The sequence below is a fragment of the Afipia sp. MLSD5-FHT05B12 genome (assembly GCF_058793355.1).
Genome location: NZ_JBXAFS010000028.1, coordinates 13,911 through 36,231 on the forward strand (window position 1 = coordinate 13,911; position 22,321 = coordinate 36,231).

The following is a 22,321-nucleotide window of genomic DNA, read 5'->3' on the forward strand; positions in this document are numbered from 1 at the left end:
CGGGATGACGCAACACATCGTTATGTTTCGCGAAAGATCATGGGTCCCCGCCTTCGCGGGGACGACCGAATGAAAAATCCGGCGTAAATTTCTAACTTCAACCCGCCTTCAGCGCCGCGATCGCATCCGCGATCGCAATCGTGCGTTTCGCCATCCCGACATGGAGCCGCTCGACCATCTGGCCGTCGAGCTGAACGACGCCCTTGTTCGCGTTCTCCGGCAGATCGAACACACCCATGATCTTGCGCGCGCGGGCAATCTCTTCCGCAGGCGGCGTGTAGGCCGCATTGGCGGCGTCGATCTGGCCCGGATGGATCAGCGTCTTTCCGTCGAAGCCCATGTCGCGGCCCTGCGCGCACTCCTTCGCGAAGCCTGCGACGTCGCTGATGTCGTTGTAGGGGCCGTCGAGAATCTCAAGGCCATAGGCCCGCGCGGCGAGGATGCAATGCGCGAACAACGGCAGCATGGCTGCCCGTCCCGGCAGCATCCGCATCCGGGTCTCGCGCGCGATGTCGTTCGGCCCCATGATGAAGCCGGCAAGACGCTTGTCGCCTTCGCGCGCCGTCGCCGCGATCGGCTGCGCGGAGAGCACCCCCAGCGGCGTTTCGATCATCGCCCAGAGGGAGATCGCGGGATCGGCCTTGAGCGCGCGCAGATGTTCCTCGAGCTTTTTCACATCATCCGGGCTTGAGACTTTCGGCACCAGAATGCCGCCGGGCCGCGCCGCGGCGGCCATCGCCAGATCATCCCGCCACCACGGCGATTCCAGATTGTTGATGCGGATGATGATCTCGCGCTTGCCGAAGCCCCCGGCGGCGACGGCTTGCGCGATCTGATCGCGCGCCATCGGCTTGGCGTCGGGCGCAACCGAGTCCTCAAGATCGAGGATGACGCCGTCGCAGGGAAGGTTCCGCGCCTTGTCGAGCGCCCGGGCATTCGAGCCCGGCATGAACAGAACACTGCGGCGCGGATGGATCATGATCTGGTATCCACTGGTGTCGTAGCTCGCAAGTCCGCATCATTACCCATGACGTTCCGAAGGTCGCGGAAGGCCGTGCTGAGATGGATCACGAACTTCGGAAAGCGGGTCCTGGCGAAGCAGCCTGAGTAGCATTTCCATCCCGCGCCCGAAAGGCTTGTTCCGATTGCTCTCCTGGGTTAGCCAACCGGCGCGTGCCCTGCTGGGACAATTTTGCGAGGCCTCCCATGTCACCGTTTCCTGAACGCCTGCTCGCCGGCTACCAGACCTTCGTCACCCAGCGCCTGCCCACCGAACAGTCGCGCTACCGCGAGCTGTCGCAAGTCGGCCAGTCGCCGGAAGTCATGGTGATCGGCTGCTGCGATTCCCGCGTCTCGCCGGAAGTGATTTTCGACGCCGGGCCGGGCGAACTGTTCGTCGTGCGCAACGTCGCCAACCTGGTGCCGGTCTTCCAGCCCGACGGCAACGCGCATGGCGTCTCGGCCGCGCTGGAATATGCGATTCAGGTCCTCAAGGTGAAACACATCGTCGTGCTGGGCCACGCGCAATGCGGCGGCATTCGCGCCTTCGTGGACGACAGCGCGCCGTTGTCGCCCGGCGACTTCATCGGCAAGTGGATGTCGATGTTCGTCAAGCCGGGGGAAAAGGTCGCGCAGCGCGACCACGAAACGATGCAGCAATTCGTCACGCGGATCGAGAAGGCCGCGGTTCTGCGCAGCCTGGAAAACCTCGGCACGTTTCCGTTCGTGAAAAATCTCGTCGACAGCGGTCAACTGCGACTGCACGGCGCCTATTTCGGCGTGGCCGAAGGCTCGCTGTCCATCGTCGATCAGGCCACGAACGAATTCAGCCGCGTCTACCAGCCGTCCCTGACCGGGTAGCGATCGGTTGGCCGGCTAATGCCCGGCCTTGTTCGATGCCCCGTGGCCGCCGAGCTTGTCCGACCACACGATCAGCAGTGTCGAGACGACAAACACGAGATGAATCCCGGCGAGCCAGGCGAGCTTCTGGGCGTCGAACGCCACATCGATGTTCATGAAAGCCTTCAGCACCTGGATCGCCGAGATCGCGACGATCGATGCCAGCAGCTTCTGCTTCAGCCCGGCGAAATCAACCTTGGTCATCCATTCCGGCCAGTCGGGATGGCCGCGCGGATCGATGCGTGAGACGAAATTCTCGTAACCCGAGAACACCACGATCAGAACCAGATTGCCGGTCAGCGACAGGTCGATCAGCGACAGCACGCCGAGAATGATGTCGGATTCCTTTGCGAAGGCGGCATGACCGATAAACTCGACCAGCAGCGCGACAAACTTAAACAGCAACACGAGGAGACTGATGACAAGGCCGAGATAGAATGGCGCCATCAGCCAGCGGCTGTTGAACAGCACGGATTCGAATGCATGTTCAACGCGCTTGAGCGCCGGATTCGGCTGATAGCCCCCAGCGGCAGGCCGGTGTTCAGATGGCTCGCTTGTCATCCTTAAGTCCCGGCCCCGTTTTCCTGCCCGCATCAGGCGGCTCAGGCCGCCTTCTTTTTCGGCTGCAACAGCTTGCGGTTGACCAGGCATTCCGCGATCTGAACCGCGTTCAGCGCGGCGCCCTTGCGCAGGTTGTCCGACACACACCACAGCACCAGACCGTTCTCCACTGTCGCGTCCTCGCGGATGCGGCTGATGTAGGTGGCGTCCTCGCCAGCGGATTCGTATGGCGTGACGTAGCCGCCCGGCTCGCGCTTGTCGATCACGAGGCAGCCCGGCGCGGTGCGCAGGATGTTGCGTGCTTCATCGGCGGAGATCGGATTCTCGAACTCGATATTCACCGCCTCGGAATGGCCGACGAACACCGGCACGCGCACGCAGGTCGCGGTCAGCTTGATTTTGGGATCAAGAATCTTCTTGGTCTCCGCCATCATCTTCCACTCTTCCTTCGTGAAGCCATCCTCCATGAACACATCGATTTCCGGGATCACGTTGAACGCGATCCGCTTCGGAAACTTCTTATTGATGAGCTCATCGTTGGTGTAGACCGCCTTGGTCTGCGAGAACAGTTCGTCCATCGCATCCTTGCCCGCGCCGGACACCGACTGATAGGTCGAGACCACGACCCGCTTGATGGTCGCCGCGTCGTGCAGCGGCTTCAGCGCGACGACGAGCTGCGCGGTCGAGCAGTTCGGATTGGCGATGATGCCCTTCTTGCGGAAATCATTGACCGCATCCGCGTTCACTTCCGGCACGATCAGCGGCACGTCCGGGTCCATCCGCCAGGTCGACGAATTGTCGATCACGACAGCGCCCGCTGCTGCGATCTTCGGCGACCATTCCTTGGACACGGCGCCGCCGGCCGACATCAGGCAGATATCGACATCGCTAAAATCGTAATGTTCGAGCGCTTTGCATTTCAGGGTGTGGTCGCCATAGGACACTTCGACGCCCATGCTGCGGCGGGAGGCCAAAGCGACCACCTCGTCAGCCGGAAAACTGCGTTCGTCCAGGATGTTGAGCATCTCCCGGCCTACGTTGCCGGTCGCTCCAACTAGCGCAACCTTGTAACCCATCGTTGACTCTCCGAAGAAAAATGCCTCGCCCTCGCTGTCTGTAGAAAGGGAAGAGGCAGCGCTTCTATGCGAAAAACGGCCCAAATACAACGCAGAAGCAACTGCGGGGGCAGGTCTGACGTCAAGCGGCGGGAGTTCTCAAGTCCGCGGCCGCGGCAGAGGGTCGTTCCCGTTCACGACCGGAACAGAACGTCCGCCAAGAGCCATATATGAACCCGATCCAGCTTGATCAGCCCGTGCTGAATGCCTCCGGCATCCATCCGGCGTTGCGCAGCTTTGCCGACGAATGCAGCGCGGTCGCGGTGCGTATCATGGCCTATGTCTGCGGCCTGGCGGTGCTCGCGGTTATTGCCGTGGATCTGGTGTCCACCGGGCCGGGCGCGGCCGAGGCCGGACTTCCCGCGTTGCCGCGCTGGACACAAGCCAGTCGGCCGCACCCGGCTTTTGCCATCAGCAAGCTGGATTTATCCGATAAAACAAATGCTTATGAGATCCTGCGGCACCCCGAAGGCGGCCGCAAGGACATCCTGCGCTGGGCCGCGCATACTGGCGAGGCCCCTACCGCCGAGATCGAAATTTACCGCCCCGGCGGCGAACTGGACGCGTTTGCAGCGGCCGACGCCGACGTCGCGGCCCGGATGGCCGGCGGACGCGCCGCCGAGGTCGAGCCCGCGGGCTTCGTGGACACCAAATTCGGCCGCGTCATCCTGCTTCGTTTCAGCGGGGCTGCCCTGCCTGCCAAGCGGGACTGCCTTGGCTTTGTGAAAACCTTTTCAAACCCAAGTGTCAGGATGAGCGGATGGTCCTGTCAGGCGGATTCGCTGGCCGCGCAGCGGACATTTCTCGGCTGCACGCTGAACCGGCTGACCCTGCTGTCGGCGGGCAACGATCCGAAGATGGCCGAACTGTTCGCGCATGCCGAACTCAGGCGCGACACCTGCACCACAACGGCAACCACCATCTCCGCGAACTGGATCGTCTCCGGCGGCGCTCCGCAATTGCGCGGCCCGCTCACACAGGATTGAGACGATCAATCAGGAATTTTGCACCTCAGGAATTCTGGAATGCCCTTCGATCACAGCCATCTCTCAACCGTCAGCAGTTACGCCGGAAAGGCGGTACGCTATTCCTTTTACGCAGTGGCGACCGTTGTGCTGGCCCTCATCGGCATTGTGGTTGTACGCGTCACGAGCTTCTTCGATCAGCCATCCCGCGTGAGCAGCAAGGCATCGTTCCAGATCAGCGCGCCCGAACTCACGCGATTGTCGCCGACGGCCAACTCGGCGCGATTCAACGCGGGCTGGCAGGAAATCCTGCAATATGGCCAGGTTTACGATCGCAACACCGACTTCACGCTTGTGATCAACATGCCATCCAATCCGGATACGCCGGTGGTCCGCGACTACTCCTACGAGATGTCCAGCCTGAGGCCATTGCTGCGCACGGCCTATATCGGCTCCAGCACCTACTACGATCTCCAGACCCGCTTTGGCCCGATCCGTGCCGCGAACTTCCAGATCAATTCCGATGGGCAGATCAAGCTCTGCGTGTCCTATCTCAGCCGCTTCGACACCACGGCGGTGTATCTCAAGGGCTGGTACTGCGAAGCCAGCGGCGCGCGCCCGAATTTCCATACGCTGGCCTGCATGCTCGACCGCATTACGCTGAAGGGTGTGCTGCCCACACCGGCGGCGCAGACGTTCTTCGAGGAACGAATGAAGCGTTCGGCGCGTTGCAGTGCCGAGCCGGTCTCGCAAACCACCGACACCCGGCCGCCGCGCCCGCCCCGCCGGCTCTGAAGGCTGGAATCACGCCTTTCCCGCCCTATCTGAGCAACGGAGCGACGATCCTCCGGCAAGTGTGGCCCATTGGTCCTTGTGGGGGACCGATGGAAACGGGTATGGTGCGACGCAATTGGGAATGTGACGAGGATTCAATGGCTTTGAAGTACCCGGGCGCGAAAACACTGGCGATATTGCTGGCGGCGGCCGCGATTGCGACCGCCGGATTCGGCGCGACCGCAGCCGATGCCCAGACCCGGAAGCGCGTCGTTGTGAATGATCCTACCTATGACGGTGCGCCGCGCAGGGCGGAGAACCGCGTCTATCAGCGCGGCCGGACCCGCGTGTACGTGACGCGCCGCTCGTGGCTCGATGCCGGTACCGAGGTGGTGCCCGGCGAGCGCAAGTTCACCGACTACGCCTTCCCGCCCGGCTACTCCTACGGCCAGCAGATCGACCGGCTCTACACCAGCCGCCGCCCGCTCGGCGACCAGTGGGATACCGGCACGCCGTTCCCGTTCCCGCTCTACTGATTTTTCGGCGGCCGTTTTTCAATCGGGCATGACCTGATCCGAAAGCCGGTTTCCACTTTTCGGGGTCACGCCCCAACAAAAATGCCCGGCCATGAGCCGGGCATTTTTTATGGAGATTTGCGCAAGGCGAACTTCGCCCCAAGGGGCGAAATGGTGTCACGCCGTCAGCGCATCCAGTTCCTTCACAATCGCCTCGCCCATCTGCGAGGTAGAGACCACGGTTGAGCCTTCCGACTTGATATCGCCGGTGCGCAGTCCCTTCGCCAGGGTCGCTGCGATGGCCTGATCGATCAGGTCTGCTTCCTTCGACATGTCGAACGAATAACGCAGCGCCATGCCGAACGAGGTCAGCATCGCAACCGGATTGGCCAGGCCCTTGCCCGCGATGTCCGGCGCCGAACCATGCACCGGCTCATACAGCGCCTTGCGCTTCTGGGTTTTCGGATCGACTTCGCCCAGCGACGCCGACGGCAACATGCCGAGCGAGCCGGTCAGCATCGCCGCGATGTCGGAGAGAATGTCGCCGAACAGATTGTCGGTGACGATAACGTCGAACTGCTTCGGCCAGCGCACCAGCTGCATCGCGCCGGAATCCGCGAGTTGATGCTCAAGCTCGACATCCTTGTATTCGCGGGCATGCACCTGCGTCACGACTTCCTTCCAGAGCACACCGCTCTTCATGACGTTGTGCTTTTCCATCGACGTCATCTTGTTGCGGCGCTTGCGTGCCAGCTCGAAGGCGACACGCGTGATGCGCTCGATCTCGTAGGTGTCATAGACCTGGGTATCGACGGCGCGCTTCTGGCCGTTGCCGAGATCGGTGATGGTCTTCGGCTCGCCGAAGTAAACGCCGCCGGTCAGTTCGCGCACGATCATGATGTCGAGGCCCTCGACGACCTCTTTCTTGAGGCTCGAGGATTCCGCCAGCGCCGGATAGCAGATCGCCGGACGCAGGTTGGCGAACAGCGCCATGTCCTTGCGCAGCCGCAGCAGGCCAGCCTCAGGGCGCGCCTCATAAGGAACGTCCGCCCACTTCGGCCCGCCGACCGCGCCGAAGATCACGGCGTCCGCAGCCTGCGCGCGCGCCATAGTCGCATCGGTGATCGCAACCTTGTCGGCGTCATAGCTCGATCCGCCGACCAGCCCCTGCTCGGTCTCGAACTTCGCAATACCCCGCTTGCCGAACCAGTCGATGACGCGCGTCACCTCCGCCATCACTTCGGTGCCGATACCGTCGCCGGGAAGAAGCAGGAGTTTGTGCGATGCCATGATGATTGCCTCGATCAGAGTTACTCGTCATGGCCGGGCCTGTCCCGGCCATCCACGTCTGCCTACGAAGTTTCAGAAAGACGTGGATGCCCGGCACAAGGCCGGGCATGACGGAAGATAGAATTTGCGCCGACTTGCTAAAACGCCCTTGCACAATTGGCAAGACACCATTGCCGCGATGCGGTTGGTCAAATCCGGCCGAAACTGCCAATCTGGTGTCCCGCATCTGACGTTCGCTTCACTTTGCAGCACTTTCCGGGCGAACGCCGGATGCGAAAGGACACTAGCAAGCTGTGATTCCAGTGATCCTTTGGTTCTGACATTCGTAACTGAGCGCAAGCCGAGAAGCGGTACGAATGTCAGAACCGGATCACTAGTCCTGCCGGAGCCATCCCGTGACATCCCCCGAATCCGCCCCGCTCGCGCACCCGATGCGCATGATCCTGATCCTTGCGCTGGCGCCCGCCGTCGGCCTCGGCATCGGCCGCTTCGGCTACACGCTGGTGCTGCCGGACATGCGCGACTCGCTCGGCTGGTCGTATTCGACCGCGGGCTTCATGAACACGATCAACGCCATCGGCTATCTCGCCGGCGCGCTCGGCGCAGCCGCCTTCATCCGCCGCTTTGGGGTGTTCCGCTCGGTCTGGATCGGCGCGCTGGCCTGCGTGGCGTCACTCGGAATCTGCGCGCTGTCGGGCAACGTCCTCGTATTCGGTTTCGGACGCCTGCTGTCGGGCCTCGGCGCCGCGGCGACCTTCGTCGGCGGCGGCACGCTGGCAGCGACCATCGCGCAATCGCGGCCGATGAAATCCGCGCTGCTGCTCAATTTGTTCTACACCGGCCCCGGCACCGGCCTGATCGTCTCGGGCCTGGCCGCGCCGTTTCTGTTGCAGCACTTCGGTCACGGCTCGTGGTGGATCGTGTGGGTGGTGCTGACCATCATCTCTGGCTTGATGATGATCCCGCTGATGCTCAATCCGATCGACGTTGCCGCAACCAAAGCGTCGGCCGCGGTACCTGCGGTTTCATTGCGTCCGATCGCCTTCTATCTTGCGGGCTATTTCCTGTTCGGCGCCGGCTACATCGCCTACATGACGTTCATGATCGCCTATGTCCGCGACGGCGGCGGCGGCGCAGCGGCGCAGAGCGCGTTCTGGTGCCTGATCGGATTGATGTCGTTCGCGGGATCGTGGCTGTGGCGCGGCGTGATGGCGCGCGGCAACAGCGGCACCACCATCGCGATCATGATCGCGGTGACATGTCTCGGCACCTTCATCGCGCAGTTGGGCACGTCGCCAGTGCTGCTGATGGCGTCGGCGTTCGTGTTCGGCCTGTCGTTCTTTCCGGTCGTGGCCGCCACCACCGTGTTCACGCGGCTGAACTATCCGCCGGAGGCCTGGGCCAGGGTGATCGGCATCATGACCATCACCTTCGGTCTCGGTCAGACGCTCGGCCCGTTCGTCACCGGCGCCATCACCGACGTGATGGGCCTGTCCTATGCGCTGCGGATCTCCACCGCCGCGCTGGCGCTCGGCGCGGTGCTGTGTGCGTTCCAGCAGCCGTTAAAAACGTAATCAGCTTTCAAAAATCAGGCACGTTGTCGTGCCGTGAACGAGCAGGCGCCCCTTGCTGTCCGTGACGCGTCCATCCGCGATGCCGATCCGCCGGCCCCGATTGATCACGGTGCCTTCAGCCTTGATGGTGCCTGTCTCCGGCGTGATCGGCCGGACGAACGAAATCTTGAATTCAAGCGTGGTGGAGCCGGTGCCCTTGTCGAGCGTCGACTGGATCGCGAGGCCCATGCAACTGTCGAGCATAGTCGCCGCGAGACCGCCATGCACCGTCCCTGCCGGATTGAGGTGAATGTCCTTCGGCTCGGCTGTCACCACGACACGGCCGTTTTCCGCCTCGGTGATGTCGTAACCCAAAGTCCCGGCCATCGTATTGAGCGGCAGCGTCCCGTCGGCGAGGCCCTGGACGAACGCCAGACCGCTCATCTCCCGCTGCCTGTCGGCGGCAACGGTCCCATAAGTCTTGGTTGTCGAACGGCCCGTCATCGTTTTCTCCGGTTGAACTGCACATGCTCGCGATACCATAGAATTCGCGCTGCGGTTTCGCTCGCCGGATTCGGACATCATCGTTACGCGACGCTCGCTCAATCCGCATGAGTTGCTAGACTGAATCGATGACGCTTCATTTTGCTGAGTGCGACCGGGCGCGTCTGGCGCGCGATCCGAGCTATGACGGGCGGTTTTTCACCGCGGTCCGCACCACGGGAATCTATTGCCGGCCGGTGTGCCCGGCGCAGCCCCGATCCGTAAACGTCAGCTACTTTCCATCCGCCGCCGCTGCCGAGCATGCAGGTTTCCGGCCCTGTCTTCGCTGCCGGCCCGAGACCGCGCCCTTCAGCCCGGCGTGGGAGGGCACCCGCGCGATCGTCGGCAGGGCGCTGCGGCTGATCGTGGATGAGGGCGCGCTCGACGGGGAAAACGCCTGCGTCGAGCATCTGGCGGAGCGAGTGGGACTCGGCGCGCGCCAACTGTCGCGGCTGTTTGCGCGCCATCTGAATGCGTCGCCGGTTCAGGTGGCAAAGACGGCGCGCATTCAACGCGCGAAGCGTTTGCTCGACTCCACCGAACTGCCGATGACCGACGTCGCCCTGCGATCAGGCTTCCGCAGCCTTCGCCGGTTCAACGCCGTCTTCATTGAGGTTTACCGCAGATCGCCGACCGAGGTCAGACGATCCGCGCGGTCGTCACGAGTGCGATCAACCACCCCACCCGACTGACCTTCGGTCAGCCACCCTCCCCATCGAGGGGAGGGATAAGAGATGCAGCACGCACGATGGTTTCTTCTCCCTCCCCCCTGCGGGGAGGGTCGGCGCGCAGCGCCGGGGTGGGGGTCAACACCCTGCGCGATCGCTCCTCTTACGAGGCGGACGACTGAGTCCGCTCGCGGCGGAACATACCAGTCAGCCGCTCCAGCTTCGATCCCTTCGCAGGTGCGGCCTCGCCGTCGCGCTCATTGTTCGAGAAGAACTTCGTCACCGCGACAAAGAACACCGGCACCATCAGCAGCGCCAGCACAACGACTGCGATCATGCCGCCCATCACCGTGGTGCCGAGCGCCTGCTGGCTCTTCGCACCGGCGCCGGAGGCGATCACCATCGGCAGCACGCCGCAAACGAACGCAAGGCCCGTCATCAGAATGGGCCGGAAGCGCAGGTGACACGCCTCGAGCGTTGCCTGCATCAGCGGCGTGCCTTTCGCGCGCAGATCCCTGGCGAACTCGATAATCAGGATAGCGTCCTTCGCGGCGAGGCCGATGATCGTGATCAGCGCCACCGTGAAATAGACGTCGTTCGACAGGCTGCGCGACATCGCCGCCACCACCGCGCCGAGAATGCCGAGCGGCACCGTCATCAGAACGGCAAGCGGAATGCTCCAGCTTTCATAAAGCGCGGCAAGACACAGGAACACGATCAGCGCCGAGAGCGCGAGCAGGAACGGCGCCTGCGAGCCCGAGAGCTTTTCCTGCAACGACTGTCCGGTCCACTCGAAGCCGAAACCGCGCGGCAGTTTCGCGGTGAGCCGCTCCATCTCCGCGATCGCGTCGCCCGAGGTGTAGCCGGGCCTGGCTTCGCCCGAGATACGCACCGACGGATAGTAATTGAAGCCGACGATCTGGGTCGGGCCGACCATCCACTTGATGGTCGCGAACGACGCCAGCGGCACCAGATCGCCGCGGCTGTTCTTGACGTTGTACTTCAGAATGTCCTGCGCATTCATGCGGCCGATGCTGTCCGCCTGCACGATCACGCGCTGCATGCGGCCACGGTTCGGGAAGTCGTTGACATAGGCCGAGCCGAGATTGGTCGAGATCGTGCTGTTGATGTCGGCGAAGGTGACGCCCTGCGCCGCCGCCTGTTCGCGGTCGATCACAAGCTGCACCTGCGGCGCTTCCGGCAAGCCTTCGGCATAGACATTCTGCAACACCGGGCTCTGCTTGGCGGCGGCGAGCAACTGCTCCTTCGCCTGCATCAGCGCGGCATAGCCCTTCTGCCCGCGATCCTGCAGACGGAACGAGAAGCCGGAGGAGTTGCCGAGATTGTCGATCGGCGGCGGCTGCAACGCGGACACCTTCGCGTCGCGGATCGAACGCAGCGAACTGTTGATGTCCGCAACGATGGCGGCGGCGGAATCATTCGGCCCGCGCTCCGACCAGTCCTTCAGGGTGACGAACGCCTGCGCGGTGTTCTGGCCCTGACCTAAGAAGCTGAAGCCGGTGAGGAAGGTCACGTCCTCGATGCCTGAGCGCTTCTGCAAGTACTGCTCGACCTTCTCCACCGCAGCCTGGGTGCGGTTGAACGAGGATTCCGGCGGGGTCTGAACGTCCACCGTGATGAAGCCCTGATCGTCCACCGGCAGGAAACCGCCGGGCAGGCGCGAGAATCCGAACACGAGACCGCCGAGCAGCGCCGCGTACAGGATCAGCAGGCGCCCGGTGCGCTGGATCGACCAGCCGACCACGCGGCCGTAGCCGTCCTTGGCGTGATCGAGGCGCTTGTTGAACCAGCCAAATACGCCGGTCTTCGCATGGGCATGCCCCGCTTTCACCGGCTTGAGCAGCGTCGCGCACAGCGCCGGGGTCAGCGACAGCGCCATCAGCGCCGAGAACGAGATCGCGGCCACGATGGTCACCGAGAACTGGCGATAGATGATGCCGACCGAGCCCGGAAAGAACGCCATCGGCACGAACACCGCGACCAGCACCAGCGTGATGCCGATGATGGCGCTGGTGATCTGCGACATCGCCTTGCGCGTCGCTTCCTTCGGCGACAGCCCTTCCTCCGACATGATGCGCTCGACGTTCTCGACCACCACGATGGCGTCGTCCACCAGAATGCCGATGGCGAGCACCATGCCGAACATGGTCAGCATGTTGATGGAGTATCCGAACATGTACAGCGCGGTGCAGGTGCCGAGCAGCGCGATCGGCACCACGATGGTTGGGATCAGCGTGTAGCGGAAATTCTGTAGAAACAGGAACATCACGATGAAGACGAGGACCACGGCCTCGATCAGCGTCTGCACCACCTTGGAGATCGACGCCTTGACCACCGGCGTGATGTTGTAGGGAATGTCGTAGGTGATGTTGGACGGGAAGAACTTCGACAGTTCATCCATCTTCGCCTGCGCGGCGCTGGCGGTGGCGAGCGCGTTGCCGGTCGGCGCGAGCAGCACCGACAGACCGGCAATGGCCTTGCCGTCCTGCCGCGTGGTGAACTGATAGCCCATGCCGCCGATCTCGATGCGCGCGACGTCGCGCAGGCGCACCGTCGAGCCGTCCGGATTGGCACGCAGCACGATGGCGCCGAATTCGTCGGCGGAGGTGAGCTGACCCTTGACCAGAATCAGCGCCGAGATCGACTGATCCTTGCGGCTCGGCTCCGCGCCAACGCTGCCGGAGGCGACCTGCGCGTTCTGCGCGGTGATCGCGCGGGTCACGTCGTCGGCAGTCAGGTTGTAGCCGACCAGCTTGACCGGATCGGTCCAGATGCGCAGCGAGCGTTCGGTCGAATACAGCGTGGCACGGCCGACGCCGGGAATGCGGCGGATTTCGCCGAGTACGTTGCGGATCATGAAGTCGCCGAGGCCGACTTCATCGAGGCTGCCGTCGGTGGATTTCAGCGTGATGATCTGGAGCACCGCGCTGGAGGCTTCCTCGACAAGGATACCCTGCTGGATCACCGCGCGCGGCAGCCGCGCCTCGACGCGTTTGATGCGATTCTGCACTTCGACCGAGGCAAGATTGGAATCGGTGCCCGGAACGAAGTTGGCGATGATTTCGACCTGGCCTAGCGAGTCGCTGGTGGATTCGAAATTGAGAATGCCGGACGCGCCGTTCAGCTCTTCCTCGATCAGCCGCGTGGTCGAGTTATAAAGTTCCTCGGGCGATGCGCCCGGATAGCTGGTCGAGATCGAGATCGAGGGCGGCGCGATGATCGGATACTGCGCGATCGCCAGGAACGGAATCGAGATCAGCCCGATCAGACAAATGAACAGCGCAACCACCCAGGCGAAGATCGGGCGGTCGATAAAAAAGGCGGGCATGGGTGGTCCTCGAAATGTTGCGACGTCAACGAACGAAGCGCAGCTAAGCGTCCTGAAATCTCCTGGCATCGTCGTGGCCGGGCCACGACGCCTCCCTGTTGTGATCTCACAAAGACGCGGATGCCCGGGACAAGCCCGGGCATGACGGACTTCTTAAAGAGTGCGATCTCACCTGATCCGAGATGGCTCGGAGACGCTGGCGGCCGCCGATTTGTCGAGATGACGGCCGGTTTCGCCGGACACCCGCCAGTCGCTGGCCTTGACGGCGTCGCCGACCACGAACTTCTGGAAGCCTTCGACCACCACGCGCTGGCCGGGCTTGAGCCCTTCGGTAATCAGCCACTGGCCGTCGATGAGACCGCCGGTGCGGACCGGCTGCGCGACGATGCGGCTATCATCCTTCACCACGAACACTTCGCTGGCGCCGGACGAATTGCGCTGGATCGCCTGCGGCGGCACCACGATGGCGTCGGGGTCGCGGCCCTGCTCGATCAGCACGCGCACGAACATGCCGGGCAGCAATTCGCGGCCCGGATTCTTGAACTCGCCGCGCAGCGTCACCTGACCCGTGCCGGCATCGACCTTGGTGTCGGAGAACAACAGCTTGCCGGCCAGCGGATAGGCGGCGCCCTCGTCGAGCACGAGGCGAACCCTGGCCGCGTCTTCCGAGACGCGATCGAGATCGCCGCGTTCGAAATCGCGGCGCAGCCGGTTCATGTCGTTCACCGACTGGGTGAAGTCGGCGTAGACGGAATTGAGCTGCTGGATCGTCGCCAGCGCATGGGTTTCGTTCTGCACAACGAGAACGCCTTCGCTGAGCAGCGCGGCGCCGATGATGCCGCTGATCGGCGCACGGATCGTGGCGTAGCCGAGGTTGAGGCGCGCGCGCGACACGTCGGCGGTGCGTGCGCCGACTTCAGCCTTGGCCTGCGCCAGATTTGCGATCGCGACTTCATTGGAGGCGGTTGAGGCCGCCTGACTCTTGGTCAGAGTTTCGATGCGCACGGCGTGCTGCGATGCCTGCTGCAGCACCGCCTCGGCCTTGGCGAGCGCGGCTTCCGCCGCCTGCAATTCGACTTCAAAAGGTTTCGGATCGATCTGGTACAACGCGTCGCCGGCTTTCACCTCGCTGCCCTGCTCGAACAGGCGCTCGACAATGATGCCGGACACCCGCGGGCGAACGTCGGCGACCCGCAGCGGCGCGATGCGGCCCGGAAGTTCGCGGATGATGGCCTGCGGCGATGCCTTGACGGTGACAATGCTGACTTCGGGGGGCTCGGGCGGCTGGACGGAAGCGACGCTCTGATCGTTACAGCCGGAGAGGAGAACCGCGGCCCCAAAAAGCAGGGCCATTGAAGTCATCGCGTGAGAACGCGGGTGCATGTCGTATCCTTCTTATTTTCGCATAACCGAAAACCAGAACGACCGGGACCAGCCGCTCAAACGCGACCTGATTCACGATCCTTGGCCTAGTCCTCAGCATGAATCGTGCCGGTGTGCATCGCAACATCCTTACGGGGTGACCCGATGTCGCGGACCATTTAAGTGATTGTTATTACAGAGGTTAACAGCCGTTAAGACTGCTCACAATTACGTCAGAGCCTTGTGAGCGCCTGACTGCTTTTGAGGCAAAAGTATGCAGGTACGGCAAATGCCTGCTTTGGCAGCAGGTGCGATTCAGGGATGCGCTAGGCGCATGGATCAGGATAAGGAGAGCAACAGGATCGCAAAAAAAGCATATCGCTGAGGGCTTTAGGAGCCTGCCGGACGGTGCGCTTGGATCGGAAGTTAACTTCCCGGCCCGGGATTGTCGGGAGGGGGACCGCCAAAGCAACCCCACCCGTCAGCGTTGCTCCTGTCAGGCTTCACCTTCGAGCCTTGACGAAATGCGAAGCCGATAAATCCAGCGATCAAGCAGAAGCCAAGGAGAGGCAAAAGCCAACTCGGCATCGTTCAATCCTCTAGCTGCCGCTGAACGAGTTGTAGCCCTGGTCTTCCCAGTAGCCGCCCTTGTAGTCGTTGGTGACTTCCATCGAGACCACGTATTTCGGGTTCTTGAACCCGAGCTTGGTCGGCACCCGGATCTTCATCGGGTAGCCGTAGGCCCGCGGCAGAATCTCGTTGTCGAACCTGAACGTCATCTGGGTCTGCGGATGCAGCGCGGTCGGCATGTCCAGCGGCGAGTTGTAGCCGTCCATGTCGGCGCAGTTGAACCAGACATATTTCGCGCGCATGTCGGCGCCGATCAGTTGCAGGAAGTGCCGCAGCGGCGTGCCGGTCCAGCTTCCGATCGCGCTCCAGCCCTCGACGCAGATGTGGCGCGTGATCTGCTTTTCCTGCGGCAGTTTATAGAGTTCATCAAGTGTCCACGGCTTCTTGTTCTCGACAAGGCCACGCACCTCGAGCTTCCAGGTGCTGCCGTCAACATTGGGCGCATCGTCGAGCGCATAGTAGGCATTGAACGGGAACGGCCGTGTGATCGCGCTTTCCGGGAACGTCGGCGCCAGCGTGTTGGGATTGAACAGCTTGGCCTGCACCGCGTCGTTGAACTTCGAGATCTGCGTCAGCATCGATTCGGCGGAGAAGCTGTCGGTGACATCGCAGCCGGTCAGCAGCGTCAGCGCGCCGAGGCTGGCGCCTCCGGCGATGAAACGCCGCCGCGAGAGATCCGGCATCACCTTCAAGGCGTCCCTGACCAGCAACTGCTTGTCGACGCCGGGGATCAGAAGTTTGCGCATGCGTCCCATGATGCGTCTCCCTTACTTGCCGATAATCATCGCGCGCAGGCTTTTCGGCACCAGCAGCGCCAGCGCGACATGGATCACAAGGAATCCGACAATCGCCGCCATGCAGAAGAAGTGGACATAACGCGCCACGTCGTAGCCGCCGAACAGCGCGGTCAGCCATTGCAGTTGCACCGGCTTCCAGATCGCCAGCCCCGACAGCACGATCAGGATGCCAACCACGATGATGCCGGCATAGAGCAGCTTCTGCACATAGTTGTAGGTGGTGAGATCGGCGTGCGAGAGCTTGCCGGTCAGCGCAGCCCGCGTGTCGCCGACAACGCCATCGACCGTGATCGGGAGCAGCTTCCTGCGGAAGCGTCCTGTGACAAGGCCGAGCGAGAGATACACAAGTCCGTTGACCATGAGCAGCCACATCGCCGCAAAATGCCATTGCAGCGCGCCGCCGAGCCAGCCGCCCAGCGTGATCGAATGCGAGAAGGTCAGGAAGCTGAACAGCGGCGAAGCGTTGTAGATCTGCCAGCCGGACATGATCATCAGAATCATCGCCACCGCGTTGATCCAGTGGACGATCCGCACCCAGGCGGGCTGAATGGTTTTCGAGGCCGCCGCCTGTTCGGCCGGACGATCTGTGGTGGCGATGCTGGACATGAGCGTTTCCGGTTTCACGATGTCACAAACACCATACGGGGCATTCTAGTCCGTGTTACGCCCCGCATCGCAAAATTCGCGGTTCAGGGCAGCGGCGAACACCTCGATGGCCGTTCACAAAGCCGCGAGGCAAGTCTTTGCCACCCGGCTATTCGATGATGCGGAACCAGGTGGCCGGCGGCCGGCTGTCCGGTTCATTGCCGGACGGAGCCTCAACGCCATCCGCCGACAATCTTTCGATTTGACTGGTCACATCCGCGATCAGCAACTCGGTTCCGGCGAGCGCCTGACGGGCGCACTCGTCCGAGTGAGCATCAACCGGATTCTCTAGAAGCTTCTCGAACTTTTCCCTGTCCCGGATCAATCGCGCGAGGATCTCACCGAGAACCTCCAGCTGTTCGCCCATCTGCGGCTTCGCATCGCTGTGACCAGAGAATCAACGCGATGCCGATCATGCCCGTTCCATAGCTCGAAAGAACTATGCTCCGGATTCGGCTGCAACTCCCTCTCCCCGCTTGCGGGGAGAGGCAGAAGCGTTGCGTGGCTTACGACGCCGGCATCAGCACCGTATCGACGACGTGGATCACGCCGTTCGACTGGTTGACGTCGGCGATGGTCACGGACGACTTGCCGCCCTTGGCATCGATCAGCCAGACCTTCTTGCCGTCGAGCTTCACGGTGAGAGTTTCGCCTTCCACCGTGGTCAGCTTCTTTCCGTCGGCCAGATCGGCGGCGTTCAGCTTGCCGGGAACCACGTGGTAGGTGAGGATCCTGGTCAGCGTCGCCTTGCTCTCAGGCTTCACCAGAGTTTCGACGGTGCCGGCCGGCAGCTTGCCGAACGCAGCGTTGGTCGGCGCGAACACGGTGAACGGGCCCTTGCTGGAGAGCGTATCGACCAGACCCGCGGCCTTCACGGCGGCCACCAGCGTGGTGTGATCCCTGGAATTGATGGCGTTCTGGACGATGTTCTTCGAAGGGAACATCGCGGCGCCGCCGACCATCACGGTCTTCTCGCCGGACATTTCACTCTTCATCATCTTGTCCTGCGCCTGAACCGGCGCGGTCACGGCGGCAGTCAAAGTCAGCGCGCCGATTGCGGCGGCGGACAACAGGGCGATACGGGTTGAGTTGATCTTGAACATGTGTCGTCTCCCGATGAATTGGAAAGTTTCGCCGGACATCCGGCGGAACGAACGACAGAGCTGATCGACAGGGATTGCAGATCATTGCGCCGTCGCTGGCCGAGCTACGGCGGCTTTCGCGGCGCGTTTCAGAAAATAAATTTTCGGGAATTTGAAACTTTTGGAGGCGGGATACGTGGAGCGGCGGCATTGCGCCGGGAAAGGCATAGTGTTCCTCGTCGTCCCGGCGAAGGCCGGGACGACGCAGAGATAGAATGCGCCTCTCCTCGTAACCTGGGAGAGGCAAACCACTAAAGCATCGTCGGCGTCACAAAGCCGCGGTTATATGTCGGCGAGATCAGGATCTCGTTGATGCAGGCATGCGGCGGCATGCTGGCGACAAACGCGATGGTGCGGCCGAGATCTTCCGGCTGCAACATCTTCGCCATGTCCTCGGCCGACGGCGGCACCGGACGCAGCTTCAGGATCGGCGTTGCGACCTCGCCGGGTGAGAGACAGCACGCCCGCAGGCCGTTCTTGAATTCATCCATGTTGAACGAATGGGTCAGCGCCAGCACCGCATGCTTGGTCGTGGTGTAGGCGGGGCCGGTCATCTTCGAGACATGACGCCCCGCCCATGACGCGACGTTGATGATGACGCCGTCCTTCTGCGCGCGCATCGCGGGCAACACGGCGCGCATGCAATACATCACGCCGGACAGATTGATATCGACCAGCTTGTCCCAGCCCTCAAGGGTGATGTCGTCCCAGCTCCGCTTCGGCACGTTGACGCCGGCGCTGTTGACCAGAAGATCGATCCGTCCGTGTTTGGCGACGATCTCCTTGGCCACCTTCTCGGCATCCGCCGCATTGCTGACGTCCAGCACCATCGCCTCGATCTTGCCGCCCGATTTGGCGATACTCGCGACAGCCTCGTCGAGCACGTCCTTGCGGCGGCCCGAGATCACGACGGTCCATCCCTCCCTGGCCAGTTCTTGGGCACCGGCGAGACCGATGCCGCTTCCCCCGCCCGTAATCCAGGCCACACGTTTCTTGTTATTGCTCATGCCGGTTGTCTCCGTTGCTGCGAGTTGTGGTTTTGGTGTACTCAAAACCGGAAAAATCCGATCTCTCGATGGAAATGTTGCATGAACGCCAGCGCGAACGCCAACCTGTTTTCTCGCCTGTTTGACGGGCTTGCGGACACCAGCAGGCTCGCCATCGAAACAGCGGGCGGAACGCGCATCAGCTATGCCGATCTGATCGCGCAAGCGGGACGCACGGCGAACTACCTCGTCTCCCGCGGCGTCAAGCCCGGCGACCGTGTTGCAGCGCAAACGGAAAAATCGGTCGAGGCGCTGGTGCTGTATCTGGCGACCGTGCGCGCCGGCGCGGTGTTCCTGCCGCTGAACACCGCCTACACGCTCAACGAGCTTGACTACTTCATCGGCGACGCCGAGCCGTCGCTGATCGTGTGCGATCCGTCGAAGGCCGACGGCATCGGCAAGCTTGCTGCCAAGTCCGGCGCGACTGTCGAAACGCTCGATGCCGGCGGCAAGGGTTCGCTGAGCGATGGTGCTGCGAAGTCCGCTCCAGATTTCAAGACTGTCGCGCGCGCGGGCGACGACCTCGCCGCCATTCTCTACACCTCGGGGACCACCGGCCGTTCCAAGGGCGCGATGCTGACCCACGACAATCTGGCGTCGAACTCGCACAGCCTTGTCGGCTACTGGCGTTTCACACAGGACGACGTGCTGATCCACGCGCTGCCGATCTATCACACCCATGGATTGTTCGTGGCGAGCAATGTCACGCTGTTCGCGCGCGCCTCGATGATCTTCCTGCCGAAGCTCGATCCCGAACTCATCATCAAGCTCATGCAGCGCGCCACCGTGCTGATGGGCGTGCCGACGTTCTATACGCGGCTGCTGCAAAGCCCGAACCTGACCAGAGAGTCCACGTCGCACATGCGGCTGTTCATCTCGGGCTCCGCGCCGCTGCTGGCCGAAACCCATCGCGAATGGTCGGCGCGCACCGGGCATGCGGTGCTTGAGCGCTACGGCATGACCGAGACCAACATGAACACGTCGAACCCCTACGACGGCGACCGGGTGCCGGGCGCGGTGGGCTTTCCGCTGCCGGGCGTCTCCGTGCGCGTGACCAATCCCGAGACCGGCGCGGAACTCGCGCGCGAAGAAATCGGCATGATCGAGGTCAAGGGCCCGAACGTGTTCAAGGGCTACTGGCGGATGCCGGAGAAGACCAAGGAAGAGCTGCGCGCCGACGGCTTCTTCATCACCGGAGATCTCGGCAAGATCGACGATCGCGGCTACGTCCACATCATCGGACGCGGCAAGGATCTGGTGATCTCCGGCGGCTTCAACGTCTATCCGAAGGAAGTCGAGAACGAAATCGACGCCATTCCCGGCGTCACCGAGTCGGCCGTGATCGGTGTGCCGCATACCGATTTCGGCGAAGGCGTTACCGCTGTTGTGGTCGGCGACAAGAAAACGCCACTCGATGAAGCCAGGGTACTGCACGCGCTCGACGGACGGCTGGCGAAGTTCAAGATGCCCAAGCGGGTGATCTTCGTCGACGACCTGCCACGCAACACCATGGGCAAGGTGCAGAAGAATGTGCTGCGCGACACCTATGCCGGGATCTACAAGAAATGACGCGTTTACAGGACATGGTCCGGGCCGCCGCGCGCCACATCATAGGCGCTGATGCGGTCATGCCGATCGTGCTTCGTCCGGCGCGCAACGAGGACTTCGCCTTTTGCGTCAAGCTTTATCTCTCCGCGATGGCGAACATCATCCGGGACCTGAAGCTGGATGCGACGCGGCAGGAGGAAAACCTGCGCCATCTCTGGCAGGCCGATCAGGTGCAGATCGTCACGCTTGATGGCGCTGACGTCGGCTGGATACAGAGCGCGATGCAGGACGCCACGCTCCACCTGGAGCAGATTTTCGTCGACGCCCCGTTCCGGGGACGCGGCATCGGCACCAGGCTGATTACCGATCTGATCGACGAGGCCACGCGCAATGGCCAGCCGATGACGCTTGCCGTCGTGAGACGAAATCCCGCGATGAAGCTCTATGAGCGGCTCGGCTTCTGCATCATCGATGAGGATGACCGCAAGTTCTACATGAAGCGCGAACCGGACTAGTCATCCCGGCCGTCCCGGGATTGTCGTCACCGGGCTTGTCCCGGTGATCTCGATTGGTCACAGGGACTGTACTCATGGGGCCGGGATGCCCGGAACACGTCCGGGCATGACGAACCGGGGATCGCGCGGAGAACTCAATACCGTCGCGAGGCTGACGACGAAGCGCGAGCTGACAACCAGCCGACAAATTCCGAACGCGATTTCAAGTTTTCGCCTGGTCATGAAATGCGCCACGCGCACGCCGAGCAACGCGGCCAGGAGGCTGGCCGGTCACCACCAGCAACAGAACAAGTTCAAGCAGTTGGGAGGTATTCAGGCCGGCGATCATGCAGCGACCTCGCGTGAAGGGATGCCAAGGTGCTTGTATCCGCGACATGACAGGAGCTGAATCACGCTTCAGATGTGGCGGCCAGCCTGCGTGGTATACGAGAAACAGGTATGCCAGAAGGACAAACGCGCAAATCTAAAAATGGCTTCCGATTCATAGCTTGATCGATTCTGCGTTGCGCTCGTTCCGCCGACTCCGTAAATAGAAGCCCTCTAATAACCCGGTCCCGCATAAAAAGACGGCAACTTCCTTCTGCCGCAAACCATTAAAGTCGCGCATGGCACCCAGGATCGACCGTCCGCTTTCACCCTTCATGACCTATCGCTGGACGCTGACGATGGCGATGTCCATCGTCCATCGCATCACCGGCATCGGCCTTTATGCCGGAACGCTGCTGATGGCGTGGTGGCTGATCGCCACGGCGTCCGGCCCCGGCGCCTACGCAAACATCCAGGGCTTCACATCGAGCTGGATCGGGCGCGTCATCGTGTTCGGATACACGTGGGCGCTGATGCATCACCTGTTCAGCGGCATTCGTCATCTGGTCTGGGATCTCGGCTACGGCTTCTCGCCGACCGAGCGTGAATCCCTGACCTGGGCGGCATTGATCGCAGGCATTGCCGCGACGGTGCTGATCTGGATCATCGCCTACGTCGTGGGAGGCGGACGATGAGCGCACAGGGTCACTCGAATACATCGATCCGCACCGCGCTCAAGCGCGTCCGCGGTCTCGGCTCGGCCAAGGGCGGAACCTCCGATTTCTTCCGTCAGCGCGTCAGCGCGATCGCGCTGGTGCTGCTGATCGTACCGGTGATCATCGTCATCATGTCGCTGCTGGGCCGCAATCAGGCCGGCGCCGCGCAGATTCTCGGCTCGCCGCTGATCGCGATCATCATGATCCTCTTCATCATCGCCAGCGTCTGGCACATGAAGATCGGCATGCAGGTGGTGCTGGAAGATTACGTCACCGACGAGAAGCTCAAGCTGGTGGCGATCATCGCCAACACCTTCTTCTGCATCGCCGTCGGCCTCGCCTCGATCTACGCTATTTTCAAATTGTCCTCTGGAGTCTGACG

General features: G+C 62.4%; 22 protein-coding genes. 10 read left to right on the forward strand and 12 right to left on the reverse strand.

The annotated features are described in order from the left end of the window. Window positions 1–97: 97 nt before the first annotated feature. Window positions 98–979, reverse strand: coding sequence for an HpcH/HpaI aldolase/citrate lyase family protein (locus AC1Q6J_RS21760; protein ID WP_492281233.1), 882 nt, complete (start codon window positions 977–979; stop codon window positions 98–100). A gap of 227 nt (window positions 980–1,206) precedes the next feature. Here AC1Q6J_RS21760 and AC1Q6J_RS21765 point away from each other — a divergent pair, with 227 nt between their 5' ends. Then, entirely contained in the window at window positions 1,207–1,860 is a 654-nt protein-coding gene (locus AC1Q6J_RS21765) for a carbonic anhydrase (RefSeq protein WP_492281234.1), read from the forward strand. A gap of 15 nt (window positions 1,861–1,875) precedes the next feature. Here AC1Q6J_RS21765 and AC1Q6J_RS21770 read toward each other — a convergent pair whose 3' ends face one another. Next, window positions 1,876–2,460 carry a TIGR00645 family protein gene (locus AC1Q6J_RS21770; RefSeq protein WP_492281235.1) on the reverse strand — a complete coding sequence of 195 codons (585 nt, stop codon included), beginning with the start codon at window positions 2,458–2,460 and terminating at the stop codon, window positions 1,876–1,878. Between the two features lie 41 nt (window positions 2,461–2,501). Next, window positions 2,502–3,536 carry an aspartate-semialdehyde dehydrogenase gene (locus AC1Q6J_RS21775; protein WP_492281236.1) on the reverse strand — a complete coding sequence of 345 codons (1,035 nt, stop codon included), beginning with the start codon at window positions 3,534–3,536 and terminating at the stop codon, window positions 2,502–2,504. A 209-nt stretch (window positions 3,537–3,745) separates the two neighbouring features. On the opposite strand from AC1Q6J_RS21775, the gene AC1Q6J_RS21780 reads away from it, so the two are divergent. The 3 genes from AC1Q6J_RS21780 (at window position 3,746) to AC1Q6J_RS21790 (ending at window position 5,850) form a co-directional block, all read left to right on the forward strand. Beyond that, window positions 3,746–4,561 carry a hypothetical protein gene (locus AC1Q6J_RS21780; RefSeq protein ID WP_492281237.1) on the forward strand — a complete coding sequence of 272 codons (816 nt, stop codon included), beginning with the start codon at window positions 3,746–3,748 and terminating at the stop codon, window positions 4,559–4,561. A 39-nt stretch (window positions 4,562–4,600) separates the two neighbouring features. Next, window positions 4,601–5,335 (forward strand): hypothetical protein, encoded by a 735-nt coding sequence (locus tag AC1Q6J_RS21785; protein WP_492281238.1) that lies wholly within the window; start codon window positions 4,601–4,603, stop codon window positions 5,333–5,335. A 137-nt stretch (window positions 5,336–5,472) separates the two neighbouring features. Beyond that, window positions 5,473–5,850, forward strand: a complete 378-nt coding sequence (locus AC1Q6J_RS21790; protein WP_492281239.1) for a hypothetical protein — start codon at window positions 5,473–5,475, stop codon at window positions 5,848–5,850. Between the two features lie 156 nt (window positions 5,851–6,006). Here AC1Q6J_RS21790 and leuB read toward each other — a convergent pair whose 3' ends face one another. Beyond that, window positions 6,007–7,119, reverse strand: coding sequence for a 3-isopropylmalate dehydrogenase (gene leuB, locus AC1Q6J_RS21795; protein ID WP_492281240.1), 1,113 nt, complete (start codon window positions 7,117–7,119; stop codon window positions 6,007–6,009). Between the two features lie 431 nt (window positions 7,120–7,550). On the opposite strand from leuB, the gene AC1Q6J_RS21800 reads away from it, so the two are divergent. Continuing rightward, window positions 7,551–8,693 carry a YbfB/YjiJ family MFS transporter gene (locus AC1Q6J_RS21800; protein WP_492281260.1) on the forward strand — a complete coding sequence of 381 codons (1,143 nt, stop codon included), beginning with the start codon at window positions 7,551–7,553 and terminating at the stop codon, window positions 8,691–8,693. Here AC1Q6J_RS21800 and AC1Q6J_RS21805 read toward each other — a convergent pair whose 3' ends face one another. Beyond that, window positions 8,694–9,176: a PaaI family thioesterase gene (locus tag AC1Q6J_RS21805; protein ID WP_492281241.1), complete on the reverse strand. Its 483-nt coding sequence runs from the start codon at window positions 9,174–9,176 to the stop codon at window positions 8,694–8,696. A gap of 128 nt (window positions 9,177–9,304) precedes the next feature. Between AC1Q6J_RS21805 and AC1Q6J_RS21810 the strand changes: the two genes are divergently transcribed. Beyond that, the gene (locus AC1Q6J_RS21810) at window positions 9,305–9,907 is read left to right on the forward strand and encodes a bifunctional transcriptional activator/DNA repair enzyme AdaA (protein WP_492281242.1); all 603 of its coding nucleotides are present in this window, start codon (window positions 9,305–9,307) and stop codon (window positions 9,905–9,907) included. A 139-nt stretch (window positions 9,908–10,046) separates the two neighbouring features. Here the strand turns inward: AC1Q6J_RS21810 and AC1Q6J_RS21815 are convergent, their stop codons facing one another. The 7 genes from AC1Q6J_RS21815 to AC1Q6J_RS21845 form a co-directional block, all read right to left on the reverse strand. Beyond that, window positions 10,047–13,232: a multidrug efflux RND transporter permease subunit gene (locus AC1Q6J_RS21815; protein ID WP_492281243.1), complete on the reverse strand. Its 3,186-nt coding sequence runs from the start codon at window positions 13,230–13,232 to the stop codon at window positions 10,047–10,049. 168 nt (window positions 13,233–13,400) lie between these two features. Next, window positions 13,401–14,615, reverse strand: coding sequence for an efflux RND transporter periplasmic adaptor subunit (locus tag AC1Q6J_RS21820; protein WP_492281244.1), 1,215 nt, complete (start codon window positions 14,613–14,615; stop codon window positions 13,401–13,403). A 578-nt stretch (window positions 14,616–15,193) separates the two neighbouring features. Beyond that, window positions 15,194–15,979 carry a molybdopterin-dependent oxidoreductase gene (locus AC1Q6J_RS21825; protein ID WP_492281245.1) on the reverse strand — a complete coding sequence of 262 codons (786 nt, stop codon included), beginning with the start codon at window positions 15,977–15,979 and terminating at the stop codon, window positions 15,194–15,196. 12 nt (window positions 15,980–15,991) lie between these two features. After that, window positions 15,992–16,627, reverse strand: coding sequence for a cytochrome b/b6 domain-containing protein (locus AC1Q6J_RS21830; protein WP_492281246.1), 636 nt, complete (start codon window positions 16,625–16,627; stop codon window positions 15,992–15,994). 148 nt (window positions 16,628–16,775) lie between these two features. Next, window positions 16,776–17,033 (reverse strand): hypothetical protein, encoded by a 258-nt coding sequence (locus AC1Q6J_RS21835; RefSeq protein ID WP_492281247.1) that lies wholly within the window; start codon window positions 17,031–17,033, stop codon window positions 16,776–16,778. Window positions 17,034–17,172: 139 nt separating this feature from the next. Then, on the reverse strand, window positions 17,173–17,769 hold the full coding sequence (locus tag AC1Q6J_RS21840) for a fasciclin domain-containing protein (RefSeq protein ID WP_492281248.1): 597 nt from the start codon (window positions 17,767–17,769) through the stop codon (window positions 17,173–17,175). Between the two features lie 290 nt (window positions 17,770–18,059). Further along, entirely contained in the window at window positions 18,060–18,815 is a 756-nt protein-coding gene (locus tag AC1Q6J_RS21845) for an SDR family oxidoreductase (RefSeq protein ID WP_492281249.1), read from the reverse strand. An 81-nt stretch (window positions 18,816–18,896) separates the two neighbouring features. Between AC1Q6J_RS21845 and AC1Q6J_RS21850 the strand changes: the two genes are divergently transcribed. The 4 genes from AC1Q6J_RS21850 (at window position 18,897) to sdhD (ending at window position 22,319) form a co-directional block, all read left to right on the forward strand. Continuing rightward, window positions 18,897–20,423 (forward strand): malonate--CoA ligase, encoded by a 1,527-nt coding sequence (locus tag AC1Q6J_RS21850; protein WP_492281250.1) that lies wholly within the window; start codon window positions 18,897–18,899, stop codon window positions 20,421–20,423. Continuing rightward, complete coding sequence (locus AC1Q6J_RS21855) at window positions 20,420–20,917, forward strand: GNAT family N-acetyltransferase (protein WP_492281251.1); 498 nt, start codon at window positions 20,420–20,422, stop codon at window positions 20,915–20,917. Before AC1Q6J_RS21850 ends, AC1Q6J_RS21855 begins: the two co-directional genes overlap by 4 nt. A 605-nt stretch (window positions 20,918–21,522) precedes the next feature. Continuing rightward, window positions 21,523–21,918 carry a succinate dehydrogenase, cytochrome b556 subunit gene (gene sdhC, locus AC1Q6J_RS21860; protein ID WP_492281252.1) on the forward strand — a complete coding sequence of 132 codons (396 nt, stop codon included), beginning with the start codon at window positions 21,523–21,525 and terminating at the stop codon, window positions 21,916–21,918. After that, complete coding sequence (gene sdhD, locus AC1Q6J_RS21865; RefSeq protein WP_492281253.1) at window positions 21,915–22,319, forward strand: succinate dehydrogenase, hydrophobic membrane anchor protein; 405 nt, start codon at window positions 21,915–21,917, stop codon at window positions 22,317–22,319. Before sdhC ends, sdhD begins: the two co-directional genes overlap by 4 nt. Window positions 22,320–22,321 lie beyond the last annotated feature (2 nt).